Below are 12,483 nucleotides of genomic sequence, written 5' to 3' on the forward strand. Positions count from 1 at the left end.
GCGTCCTCACCGGGACGTCGAGGAGGATGTCATGAGCTCCCTGCACACCATGGGGCAGCAGCAGGACCGCCGCAGCTGGGCCGAGCCGTACAAGATCAAGGTCGTCGAACCGCTGCGCACCACCACCCGCGAGGAGCGTGAGGCGGCCATCGCGGACGCCGGGTACAACACCTTCCTGCTCCCCAGCAAGGACGTCTACATCGACCTGCTGACCGACTCGGGCACCAACGCGATGAGCGACCGGCAGTGGGCCGGCATGATGCTGGGCGACGAGGCCTACGCGGGCTCCGGCAACTACTACCGGCTCGAGGACACGATCCGGCGCTTCTACGGCTACCGCCACGTGGTGCCCACCCACCAGGGCCGGGGCGCGGAGAACCTGCTGAGCCAGTCGCTGATCTCGCCCGGCCACCACGTCCCCGGCAACATGTACTTCACCACCACGCGCTTCCACCAGGAGAAGGCGGGCGCGACCTTCCACGACATCATCGTCGACGAGGCCCACGACCCGACTCTCGACGCCCCGTTCAAGGGCAACGTCGACCTCGCCAAGCTTGCCGCGCTGATCGACGAGGTGGGCGCCGAGCGCATCCCGTACGTGTGCGTCGCCGCCACGGTGAACATGGCCGGCGGGCAGCCGATCTCGATGGCGAACATGCGCGCGGTGCGCGAGCTGACGCAGCGCCACGGCATCGCGATCTACCTGGACGCGACCCGCGCCGTCGAGAACGCCCTGTTCATCCGCGAGCGCGAGGAGGGCTACGGCTCCACCTCGCTGGCCGACATCCTGCTGGAGTTCTGCTCCTACTCCGACGGCTGCACCATGAGCGGCAAGAAGGATCCGCTCACCAACATCGGCGGCTGGCTCGCCACCAACGACGAGGCCCTGTTCGAGGAGGCCCGCAACCTCGTCGTGGTCTACGAGGGGCTGCACACCTACGGCGGCATGGCGGGCCGCGACATGGAGGCCATGGCCATCGGTATCACCGAGTCGGTCGAGCTCGCCTACATGAAGTCGCGCGTCGGGCAGGTGCGCTACCTCGGCGAGCTGCTCGACCAGTGGGGGATCCCGTTCGTCCGCCCGGTCGGCGGGCACGGCATCTTCCTGGACGCCCGCGGGTTCTATCCGCACCTGGACCAGGAGCAGTTCCCGGCCCAGACCCTCGCCGCCCAGCTCTACCTGGAGGCCGGCGTCCGGGCCATGGAACGCGGCATCGTCTCGGCCGGCCGGGACGCCGCCACCGGCGAGAACCACCACCCGAGCCTGGAGCTGGTGCGCCTCACCATCCCGCGGCGCGTCTACACCCAGGCGCACATGGATGTGGTGGCTGAGTCTGTCAAGGCCTGCTACGACGACCGGGAGGCTGCCCGCGGTCTGCGCATGACCTATGAGCCGAAGTACCTCCGCTTCTTCCAGGCTCGCTTCGAGCCGCTCGGCTGAGGGTGCTCCCTATCCTGTGGGGGTGAGACGCCGAGCAGCATCCGGGCATCGGGCACGGCACGGTGGCGCCGGTGTGTCGCCGGCGCCTCCCAGCCACGCCGAAGCGGTGGCGGACGCCCTCGCCGCCCGGTTGGCGGCGCGCGTCGCCGCGTGGGTCGTCTGCGGAGCGCTGGTGGTGGTCGTCTTGGCGTCCGGCATCGGCGTTGCGGCGGGTGTCCGCGAGACCGCCGCGGGCGTGGTCGTGGGCCTGGTGTTGCTGGCAGCCGTCGCCGTGGTGGCCTGGCGCCTGGGGCGGCGGGCCGCCGCAGACCCGGTGCCCAGCCGCGTGCGTCCGAGTGACACCTGGGGCATGGGGTCGGACCGGGCCACGCGGACCTCCTGGGCGGCCGTGACGCTCATCTTCGGCGGCCTGCTGGCTCTGATGGGGCCGCAGCTGCCGCCGTCGGCGCTTCTGGCGACCGCCCTGCTGGGTCTGGTCATCCTAGCGCTTCTGGTGGCGACGGGGTTGCCGGGGATCCTCATCAGGCGCCACAAGTGGCAGCTGCTGGATGACGCCCTCCGCGCCCACCCCGCCGAGGCGCGGCAGTTCGAAGAGGAACAGCGTCGCCGGGGCGAGGCGCCGCGCTGAGCGTCCCGCTGGGCGCACCGTCCCGGTCGCGGTCCCGCTGGTCGCACCTTTCGGTTGGGTGCGCTGACCCGCTCGGTGCGCTTTCCCGCTGGGCGCACTGTCCCGCTGGGTGCACCGATGCGCGGGGTGCCGTCGAGGTGATCCATCGCCGACCCGGCACCGGCTCAGTCGGGCACCGGCTCAGTCGGGCGCCGACGCGGGCGGCGTCAGATCACGTCCTCCATGAATGCCTCGAAGTCGCGCACCGCGTTCGCGGTGAGGTCGTCGGCGAAGAGGTCGGCGATGATGTCGGGGGAGATCGTGAAGACGCGCACACCGATGTCGGTGAGGGTGACGAGGTGCTGCGCCGACTTGATCGACGCGGCCATGATCATCGGGCCCGAGCCGTCCTGGGGGATGGCGCGGGTCATGTGCGCGATCTCGTCCGGCGCATTGCGTCCGGCCCGGAACATGCGGTTGAAGTAGGGAGCGATGTACTTGACGCCCAGGGCCGATCCGATCAGAGCCTGCTTGGCGGAGTAGACCGCCGTCATGAGCACCGGGATGTCCTGGTCGCGCAGCCGCGAGATGACCTCGGCCCCGACGGGCGTGACGGGCACCTTGATCGTCGATCCCGGAGCCGCCTCGCGGATCTGCATGGCGCTGCGGTACTGCTCCTCGACCGTGGCACCCCACGTCTGGAAGCAGATCTCGCGGGCGCCGTTGTCGCGCGCCCAGTCGTAGATGGTCGGGATGTCGGCGACCCGCTGACCCGCCTCGCGCAGCAACTGCGGATTGGTGGTCACCCCGGAGAACATGCCGGTGCGCAGCCACGGTTCGGCGGCCGCCCGATCGGCGGAATCGATGTAGAGCCGGATGGCATGCGGGTTGTCGAGGGTGACTGGCTGGTGGGGCATGAGCTACTTTCGAAAAGTTTGTGAGTGTCAGCGTTACGAAAGTAACATGACAGAGCCTCGGCCGGCAAGGCCGGGGCAACACACGCCGTGACGCTGCCGGACGCCGGCGCGCCTCGACCGGGCCACGGGCCCGGTGGCGGGGGTGCCCGGTGGATACACCCCGCGGACGATCTTGGCGGACGGAGCAGCACGTGGCGCAATCCGGAAGGACGTGGCGCACCCCTGAGCGACGTGGCGCGCTGCTGAGCGACGTGGCGCGCTCCAGAGCGACGTGGCGCAGTGCAGCTCACGTGGCGGGCCGCGCACGGGCCGCCGCGTGGCGTCCGCTGCGCCACGTTGTTCCGAGGTGCGCCAGGTCGTCCCGAGGTGCGCCAGGTCGTCCGGGGAGTGCGCTCGGGCGTCCCGAGATGTACCGCGTCCTCCCGCGCGTTGCCGCGGTGGGTGGGACGAGCGGGACCCGGCGGGGCGGCTTGCGACCGGTGGGCCTGGATGTCGACTCCGTTGCGCCTCCGGGCCGCAAGCCCTACGATCGCAAGCCAAACGAAAGGTGGGCGGGATGCCTGTGGTGGATCGCCGGGGGCGCGAGGCGCACATCCTGGACGTCCTGACGCGCGACGGCGTCCTCTCGGTGGCCCAGCTCGCCCGGGAACTCGAGGTTTCCGAGGTCACGATCCGTACGCAGTTGCGGGATCTCGAGTCGCGCGGGCTGCTCACCCGCACCCACGGTGGCGCCCAGTCCACCTCGGTGCACAACGTCCTGGAGCGCCAGCGCCTCCGCGAGGCCGAGAAGGACCGCATCGCCCGGGCGGCGGCTGAGCTCGTCCGTGACGGCGACCGCATCATGGTGGAGGCGGGCACCACGACGTCGCGCCTGGTGGCGCACCTGGGCCAGCGCCGCGGCGTCCAGATCGTCACCAACTCGACCCTCGTCTTCGCCCACGCCCGCCACAACACCGCGCTCACGGTGATCCTCACCGGTGGCACGTTCCACCGCCCGAGCGAGTCCCTCGTGGGGCCCGTGGCGCTGCGGGCCATCCGGGACTTCCACGTGCGGCTGGCCTTCGTCGGCACCGATGGCTTCACGCCCCGCCGAGGCCTCACGACGCAGTTCGCGGAGGGGGCTGAGGTCATCGCCGCCATGGGTGCGCAGGCGGATGAGACCTGGCTGCTCGCCGACTCCTCCAAGTACGGCGCCGCCGGGTTCGTGCGCGTGCTGGATCTCGCCGACCTGGCAGGCATCGTCACCGACAACGCCCTCACGGGGGACGCCCGCAGCGCCGTCGGCGACGTCGTGCGCGACCTGCGCGTCGTCTGACCCGGGCGCCATCCCATGCTGACCGGGCGTCAGCCCGGGTCAGGAGACCGGTCTGTCCGCTCGGTGTCGGTGGCCCCCGGCGGGCGGTCGCGGAGCACGTCGATTGGTCAGCAACTCTGGCCGCCCACCGCGTTGGTGCCTTAGGATTGCACTTGACGATCAATCGTAAGTGAATCGAAAGCGTCGTGGATGCGGGGCATCGTCCCGCACGACGAGAAGAAGGAGCCAACGATGGCCCAGATCATCGTGATGCCCGCCCTGGGCAACACCGTTGAGTCGTGCCTCATGTCCGTGTGGTCGGTCTCCGTGGGCGACACCGTCGACGAGGACACCAACCTGTGCGAGATCGAGACCGACAAGTCCACGATGGACGTCCCCGCCGGCGTGTCCGGGACGGTGTTGGCGCTGCTGGTCGAGGAGGGCGACGACGTCCCCGTCAAGAGCCCGATCGCCGTCGTCGGTGGCGCCGACGAGAACGCCGAGGCGGTGCTGGCCGAGCACGGCCTCGCCCCGCAGGCCACCGGTGAGGGCGGCGAGGTCGATGAGGGTGGTGAGGACGACCTCACCCCGTCCGCCGACGAATCTGGCTCCGGCTCCGCCACTTCCGGCAGCTCCGACTCCAGCAGCTCCAACTCCACCGCCGCCCGGTCCGCCGCGTCCGGCCGCGACAGCAACCGCCCCGGCGGCTCGGAGACCAGGACCGACGCCCACGGCGCCCCCGCCGAGGCCAGCGACGAGGAACTCGCCGCCGGCGTGCCCGAGGTCACCGGCGAGGGGGGCGAGGTGGACGAGGACGGTGAGGATCCCCTCGCGCCCTCGGTCGATGCCGACGCCACCCAGGGCTCCGGCTCCACTCAAGGCTCCTCGGGCTCCGCCGCAGGCGCTCCCAGCGGCGCCGCCTCTCCGCGGGCCCGTCACCGGGCCGAGGCCGAGGGCGTCCGCCTCGAGAATGTCGGCGAAGGCACGGGCCCGCACGGCCGCATCATCGAGCGCGACGTCGAAGCAGCCCTGGCCGCCGGCCCCCGGCCCACCGCCGGCACCAAGGGCGAGGACCTCTCCGGCGTCGCCCAGGGCACCGCGATTGGCGGCCGAGTCGGCCAGGCCGATCTGGCCGCGTCCACCGCGCCGACGCAGCCTGCCGCCCCGCAGCCCGCCAAACAGCAGCCGGCCGCCCCGCAGTCGGCCGCCCAGGCTGCACCCGCGGCCGGTGAGTACACCGAGACTCCGCTCAAGGGCGTCCGCAAGATCATCGCCGAGCGCATGATCAACGCGCTCGCCACCTCGGCCCAGCTCAGCTACGACGCCTCCGCGGACGCCGCCGGGTTGCTGGCGCTGCGGAAGAAGTTCAAGGCGTCCCCGCCGAAGCTCGGCTACAACGGCATCACGCTGGGCGACCTGGTGTGCTTCGCGACGGTGCAGGTGCTGCGCAACCACGCGAACCTCAACGCCCACCTGGTCGACGGCGCGCTGCGCACGTTCACGCCGGTGCACCTCGGCCTCGCGGTCGACACGCCCCGCGGCCTGCTCGTGCCGACGATCCGCAACGCGGACGCCCTCAGCGTCCGCACGCTGTCCGACACCACCAAGGAGCTCGCCGGCCAGGCCCGCGAGGGCAAGATCGACCCCGCTCTGCTCAGCGGCGCCACCTTCACGGTGAGCAACCTCGGCAGCTTCGGCATCGAGAGCTTCACCCCGATCGTCAACGTGCCGCAGACCGGCATCCTCGGCGTCAACACGATCACCCACCACGCCGTGCTCAGCGACGACGGCACCGTGGGCGTCCAGCAGCGGATCAGTTTCTCGCTGACGGCCGACCACCAGGTGGTCGACGGGGCGGACGCGGGCCGGTTCCTGGCCGACCTCGTCCGCGCCATCGAGCACATCGACCTGACGGTGCTGGGGTGAGCGCGGTGGGTTCCTATGACGTCATCGTCATGGGCGGCGGCCCCGGCGGCTACATCGCCGGGGAGCGGCTGGCCCACGCCGGCCTGACGGTGCTCGTCGCGGAGGCGAAGTCCCTGGGCGGCACCTGCCTCAACGTCGGCTGCATCCCGACCAAGTCGCTGCTGAACGGCGCCAAGCTCTACGCCCACGCGCTCCACGGCGAGAAGTTCGGCGTCACCGCCACGGGCGTCTCCTACGACTGGGAGGCCATGCAGGTCTGGAAGACCAAGACGGTCGACACCCTCGTCGGCGGCGTCGGGGCCATGCTCAAGCGGCTCAAGTGCGAGGTCGTGACCGGCCACGCCACGCTCATCGGGCCTGGTGAGGTCGAGGTGGACGGCACCCGCCACACCAGCGAGCACGTCATCATCGCCACCGGTTCGGAGCCCGTCATGCCGGCCTTCCCGGGCACGCAGGGCAACGCGAAGGTCATCGACTCCACCGGCATGCTCGCCGTCGAGACCGTGCCGCAGCGCCTCGCCGTCATCGGCGGCGGCGTCATCGGTGTCGAATTCGCGTCGCTGTTCGCCGCGCTCGGCTCGCAGGTCACCGTCATCGAGATGATGGACGAGATCTGCCCCTTCATGGACGCCGACGTGGCCGCCGCGCTGCGCAAGGGCATTGAGGGCGACGTCACGTTCCACCTCGGCTCGACCGTCACGGCCGTCGACGACGCCACCGTCGTCTTCACCGCTCGCAACGGCGAGGAGCAGCGCGTCGAGGCCGACCTCGTCCTCATGGCCGTCGGACGCCGCCCGCTCGTCACCGGCTGGGGTGCCGAGGAGGCCGGCCTGGACGTCTCGCGCTTCGGCGTCGTGGTGGACGACCAGATGCGCACCAACCTGCCCAACGTCTGGGCCGTCGGCGACGTCACCGGACGCAGCCTGCTCGCCCACGCCGCCTACCGCATGGGCGAGATCGCCTCGGCCCACATCATCGACACCGCCGCGGCCACCAAGGCGGGTCAGGTGATGCGCTGGCACACCATCCCCTGGGCGGTGTACTCGCTGCCCGAGGCGGCCGGCGTCGGCCTGACGCAGGCGCAGGCGTCCGAGCGCTACGGCGAGGTCGTGACCGCGACGGTTCCGCTCGCGCTCAGCGGCCGCTTCGTCGCCGAGAACGGCGTCAAGGCGCCCGGCCTGGTGAAGGTGGTGGGGGACGCCGCCACCCGCACGGTTCGCGGCGTCCACATGCTCGGCACCTACGCGCCCGAGACCATCTGGGGCGCGGTCACCGCGCTCGAGACCGAACTGAGCATCGACGACCTGCGCCAGGTCGTCTTCCCGCACCCGACCGTCTCCGAAGGCATCCGCGAGGCCGTCTGGGCCGTGCGGGGCTGACCGAACCACTTGTAGAGGAAGAGAAACCATGACCAAGTCACTCGTCGTCAACCCGGCCGACGTGCGCGCGGCGTCCGTGATCAGGACGCCGGACATCCCCGTCAACGCCTACGAGATGGACTTCGCGGCCGAGAAGCGGCGTCACGGCGCCGACGGGCTGACGAACATGCTGCACGACATGATCGTCATCCGGACCTTCGAGTCGATGCTCAACTCCATCAAGACCACCGGTGGGTGGCAGGGGATCGAGTACAACCACAAGGGGCCGGCCCACCTGTCGATGGGCCAGGAGGCGTCCGCCGTCGGGCAGGCCGCCGAGCTGACGGCCGACGACTTCGTGTTCGGCAGCCACCGCAGCCACGGCGAGATCCTCGCCAAGAGCCTGTCGGCCGCCCGCACGATGGACGCCGACCGCCTCTCCGGCATCATGGCGGGCTTCCTGGACGGCGACACCCTGCGGCACGCCGAGAAGGTGGACCACACCGACGCGGCCGACCTCGCCGAGAACTTCATCCTGTTCGGCACGCTGGCCGAGATCTTCGCCCGCCGCGACGGCTTCAACCGGGGCATGGGCGGCTCGATGCACGCCTTCTTCACCCCGTTCGGTTCGATGCCCAACAACGCCATCGTCGGCGGCTCCGCGCCGATCGCGCAGGGTTCGGCGCTGTTCAAGCGGATCAACGACAAGCCCGGCATCGTGATCGCCAACATCGGCGACGCCTCCATGGGGTGTGGCCCCGTCTGGGAGGCCATGATGTTCTCCGCGATGGACCAGTTCCGTCAGCTCTGGCGCGAATCCGACGGTGGCAACCCGCCGATCCTGTTCAACTTCTTCAACAACTTCTACGGCATGGGTGGCCAGACCGACGGCGAGACGATGGGTTACGACCTGCTCGCCCGCGTCGGCGCCGGCGTCAACCCCGAGGCCATGCACGCCGAGCGTGTCGACGGCTACAACCCCCTCGCCGTGGCGGACGCGATCCGCCGCAAGAAGGAGATCCTCGAGTCCGGACGCGGCCCCGTCCTGCTCGACACGATCACCTACCGCTTCTCGGGTCACTCGCCCTCGGACGCCTCGAGCTACCGCACCAAGGACGAGGTGGCGCTGTGGGAGGAGGTCGACTCGATCACCACCTTCGCCGACCTGCTGGTCTCCAAGCGCGTCGTCAAGAAGGGCGACGTGGACGACATGTTCGCCTCCGTCGCCGACAAGCTCGGCCACGTGCTGAAGCTCGCCATCGACGACGACGCCTGCCCGCGCGTGGACGCCCAGTTCATCGAGTCGGTCATGCTCAGCAACGGCAACGAGCCCACCATGGACGCCGACCGCGAGCCCGAGTTGTTGACGCCGCTGGAGGAGAACCCGCGCGTCCAGGCCATCGCGAAGAAGGTGCGCACCGCCACCGACGAGAACGGCAAGCCCGTCTCGAAGGTGAAGATGTACCAGTTCCGCGACGGCCTGTTCGAGGCGATGGCCCACGGCTTCGCCACCGACCCGACCATGGCGGCCTGGGGCGAGGAGAACCGCGACTGGGGTGGCGCCTTCGCCGTCTACCGTGGCCTCACCGAGCTGCTGCCGTACCGGCGGCTGTTCAACTCGCCGATCTCCGAGGCGGCCATCGTGGGCGCCGGCGTCGGCTATGCCCTGAGCGGCGGCCGGGCCGTCGTCGAGCTGATGTACTGCGACTTCCTCGGCCGCGCCGGCGACGAGGTGTTCAACCAGATGGCCAAGTGGCAGTCGATGTCGGCCGGCATCCTCACCATGCCGCTGGTGCTGCGCGTCAGCGTCGGCAACAAGTACGGCGCCCAGCACAGCCAGGACTGGTCGGCGCTCGCCGCCCACATGCCCGGCCTGAAGGTCTACTTCCCGGCCACCCCGACCGACGCGAAGGGCATGCTGAACCTCGCCCTGCGCGGCACCGACCCGGTGGTGTTCCTCGAGTCGCAGCTGCTCTACGACAAGGGCGAGGAGTTCGAGGCGGACGGCGTCCCCGAGGGCTACTACGAGACCCCGGAGGGCGAGCCGATCGTGCGCCGCGAGGGTTCGGACGTCACCATCGCGACCCTGGGCGCCACGCTCTACCGCGCCATGGAGGCGGCCCAGGAGCTGGAGGAGAAGCACGGCGTGTCGGCCGAGGTCATCGACCTGCGGTTCGTCGCCCCGCTCAACCTCGAGCCGGTGGTGGCCTCGGTGCGCAAGACCGGCCGGCTGGTGCTGGCGTCCGACGCCGTGGAGCGCGGCTCGGTGCTGCAGATGATCGCCAACCAGGTGCAGACGGTTGCGTTCGACGCGCTGGACGCCCCGGTCACCATCGTCGGCGCCCGCAACCACGTGACGCCGGCGCCCGAGCTGGAGGACCTGTTCTTCCCCCAGCCGAGCTGGATCATCGACGCCATCCACGAGCGCATGCTGCCCCTGAAGGGCTACACGCCGACCTCCAACCAGACCGAGGGTGAGATCCTGCGCCGCTCCCGGCTGGGGGTCTGACCCTGGCCTTCTGGACCGCCCACCCGGTGGAGGTCGTCGCGGCGGTGCTCGCGCTCGCCTTCATCGGGGCGGTGGTGCAGGGGGTGCTCGGCTTCGGCCTGGGCGTCGTGGCCGCGCCCTTCGTGGCGTGGCTCGCGCCCGAGGTGCTACCCGCCGCCCTCGTCCTGGCCTCGTTGCCGCTGCCCTTGCTGACGCTGGGGGGCGAGTGGCGCGCCACGGACTGGCGGGCGTTGGGCTGGGCGTTGGTCGGACGCCTGCCCGCCACGCTGGTGGGGGTGTTCATCGTCGCCGTCGTTCCCGTGGCCGGGCTGCAGATCCTGGTGGCCGCGTCGGTGCTGCTCATGGTGGGGCTGACGCTGTTCCGGGTCGAGGTGCCGCGCACCGGCGTCACGCTGGCCGGGGCCGGCGTGCTGTCGGGCATCACCGGCACGACCACCGGCATCGGCGGCCCGCCCATCGCCATCGTGCTGCGCAACGACGAGCCCGCCGTGGCCCGCGCGACCATGGCCGCCTACTTCATGATCGGCTCGCTGCTGACCCTGGGCGCGCTGGCCAGCGTCGGCCGGGTGTCGGGGGTGCCGCTCGCGGCCGGGCTGGCGATGCTGCCGGCGTCCGTGCTCGGCTTCGTCGTGGCCCTGGGGGTGCGCCGCCACGTGACCGGCGCCCGGTTCCGGGGCGCCGTGCTGGCCGTGTCGAGCATCGCCGCCGTAGCGCTGCTGGTGCGGGCCCTCTCGGGCTGACCCCTCTCACGTGGCGCACCCCGAGCTCACGTGGCGCACCCTGAGCTCACGTGGCGCACCGCGAACCCATGTGGCGCACCGCGAACCCACGTGGCGCATCCCGAACCCACGTGGCGCAGCGCCGTTCACGTGGCGGCCCGTGCAAGACCCTCCACGTGAGTTCCACTGCGCCACGTGCTGGTGAGGTGCGCCAAGTGACCACACACTGCGCCACGTGATCCCCAGGGCCCGGGGCCCGGCCGGCCATCCCGCGGCCACCACGGAGAGGAGCCAGCAGCCCAGGGGTACGGGCGGCTCCGATGAAAACGCGACAGTGAGTGCGCGCTCACTCCGGCAAGCACGTTCACAACGCGACGTGGGCGAAATCGAGTGTCACCTTTTCGTCGCGCCTGTCCGTCTCCAGGTCGTCGAGGGTGCTCCGCCCCCGGCCGAGGTCTGTTGAGCCTTCACCGCTGGCTAGGGTGAGCGGCATGTTCGACGTCGCGATCGCAGGGCTCGGCCCCGCCGGGTGGTCGCTGGCCTCCGCCTGCGCCGCCCGGGGTCTGTCCGTGCTCGCTGTCGCCCCCCGACCCGACGCCCCGTGGACCCCCACCTACGGGGTCTGGGCCGACGAGGTCGGCGACTTGCCCGCCTCGGTGGTGCACGCCCGGGTGGAGAACCCCGAGCTGCGCGCCCACGGGTCCCACCCGCTGCGGCGGCCCTACGTCGTGCTCGACAACCAGGCCCTCCGCGACGCCCTGCCCCTCAACGGCGTGGACGTGCGCCCAGCCCGCCTCGACGACGCCGGCGTGGCGGCCCTGCGCCGCGAGGCACGCACCGTCATCGACGCCCGCGGCGCCCGCCCCGACGGATACCCCGCCGACGACCCCGCGCCCGCCCAGACCGCCTGGGGCCTGGTGCTGGACGCCGACGCCGCGGCCCCCGCGCTGGCAGGAGCCGAGGCCCTACTCATGGATTTCCGCACCGACTGGGCCGAGGATGCTCAGCACCCCCGTGGCCCGGCCACATTCCTGTATGCGATCCCTGTCGGGGACGGCGGGGTGCTGCTGGAGGAGACCTGCCTCGCCGCCGCCCCCGGCCTGCCCACCGCCGAACTCAAGGAGCGCTTGGCCCGCCGCCTCACCCGCCGCGGGGTCGCCCCCGCAGCCCTGACCGAGCCCCGGGCGCGCGAGCTGGTCCGCATCCCGATGCGCGGCCGCGGCGTCCGCCCCGCCCCAGGCGTCTTGGCCCTCGGCACCGCCGGCCGCGGGGGACACCTCGTCACCGGCTACTCCGTTGCGCACAGCCTGCGCACCGCAGCACCGCTGGCCGACGCCGTTGCCCGCGCCGTCGCCACCGGGCGCCCGCCCCGCCCCGTCGACCCACCCGGGCCCGCCGACCTGTTCCGCGAAGCCGGGCTGCGCGCCCTGCTGCGCCTCGACGTCGCCGGCACCCTGCACCTGTTCGACGCCTTCGGCCGCCTGTCCCGCGCCAGCCAGGCCGCGTTCCTCTCCCGGGACGCCGCCGCGCTCGACCTCGCCCGAGCCATGTGGGGCATGTTCACCCGGATGCCGCCCGCGGGGCGCCGCGAGCTCATCCACGCCACCCTTGGCCGGTGAGCAGGCAGAAGGCCGGGCCGTTGGGCAAGCAGCACGCCGGGTCGGTGAGCAGCCAGCGGATCTGCCGCAGGGGCTGGTCAGCCACCGATCGGG

9 protein-coding genes are annotated in these 12,483 nt (G+C 71.5%); 8 read left to right on the plus strand and 1 reads right to left on the minus strand.

The features are described 5' to 3' along the window. Positions 1 to 31 precede the first annotated feature (31 nt). Entirely contained in the window at positions 32 to 1,441 is a 1,410-nt protein-coding gene (locus IFY26_RS09190) for a tyrosine phenol-lyase (protein ID WP_232548707.1), read from the plus strand. A gap of 106 nt (positions 1,442 to 1,547) precedes the next feature. Next, positions 1,548 to 2,069: a hypothetical protein gene (locus IFY26_RS09195; RefSeq protein ID WP_232548708.1), complete on the plus strand. Its 522-nt coding sequence runs from the start codon at positions 1,548 to 1,550 to the stop codon at positions 2,067 to 2,069. A 206-nt stretch (positions 2,070 to 2,275) separates the two neighbouring features. Here the strand turns inward: IFY26_RS09195 and IFY26_RS09200 are convergent, their stop codons facing one another. Then, positions 2,276 to 2,965 (minus strand): transaldolase family protein, encoded by a 690-nt coding sequence (locus IFY26_RS09200; RefSeq protein WP_232548709.1) that lies wholly within the window; start codon positions 2,963 to 2,965, stop codon positions 2,276 to 2,278. Between the two features lie 556 nt (positions 2,966 to 3,521). Here IFY26_RS09200 and IFY26_RS09205 point away from each other — a divergent pair. From IFY26_RS09205 to IFY26_RS09230, 6 genes are all read left to right on the plus strand, one after another. Next, complete coding sequence (locus IFY26_RS09205; RefSeq protein ID WP_232548710.1) at positions 3,522 to 4,280, plus strand: DeoR/GlpR family DNA-binding transcription regulator; 759 nt, start codon at positions 3,522 to 3,524, stop codon at positions 4,278 to 4,280. Positions 4,281 to 4,511: 231 nt separating this feature from the next. Next, the gene (locus IFY26_RS09210) at positions 4,512 to 6,185 is read left to right on the plus strand and encodes a dihydrolipoamide acetyltransferase family protein (RefSeq protein ID WP_232548711.1); all 1,674 of its coding nucleotides are present in this window, start codon (positions 4,512 to 4,514) and stop codon (positions 6,183 to 6,185) included. After that, a complete protein-coding gene (lpdA, locus tag IFY26_RS09215; RefSeq protein ID WP_232548712.1) occupies positions 6,182 to 7,564 on the plus strand; it encodes a dihydrolipoyl dehydrogenase in 1,383 nt (460 codons plus the stop codon). The genes IFY26_RS09210 and lpdA overlap by 4 nt, the downstream gene beginning before the upstream one ends. A 28-nt stretch (positions 7,565 to 7,592) precedes the next feature. Continuing rightward, on the plus strand, positions 7,593 to 10,052 hold the full coding sequence (locus tag IFY26_RS09220; protein ID WP_232548713.1) for an alpha-ketoacid dehydrogenase subunit alpha/beta: 2,460 nt from the start codon (positions 7,593 to 7,595) through the stop codon (positions 10,050 to 10,052). Between the two features lie 26 nt (positions 10,053 to 10,078). Next, positions 10,079 to 10,792, plus strand: a complete 714-nt coding sequence (locus IFY26_RS09225; protein WP_232548714.1) for a sulfite exporter TauE/SafE family protein — start codon at positions 10,079 to 10,081, stop codon at positions 10,790 to 10,792. 470 nt (positions 10,793 to 11,262) lie between these two features. Beyond that, on the plus strand, positions 11,263 to 12,390 hold the full coding sequence (locus IFY26_RS09230; RefSeq protein ID WP_232548715.1) for a lycopene cyclase family protein: 1,128 nt from the start codon (positions 11,263 to 11,265) through the stop codon (positions 12,388 to 12,390). Positions 12,391 to 12,483 lie beyond the last annotated feature (93 nt).

Source organism: Propioniciclava soli, assembly GCF_014858005.1.
In the GTDB taxonomy this organism is placed as follows: Bacteria; Actinomycetota; Actinomycetes; order Propionibacteriales; family Propionibacteriaceae; genus Propioniciclava; species Propioniciclava soli.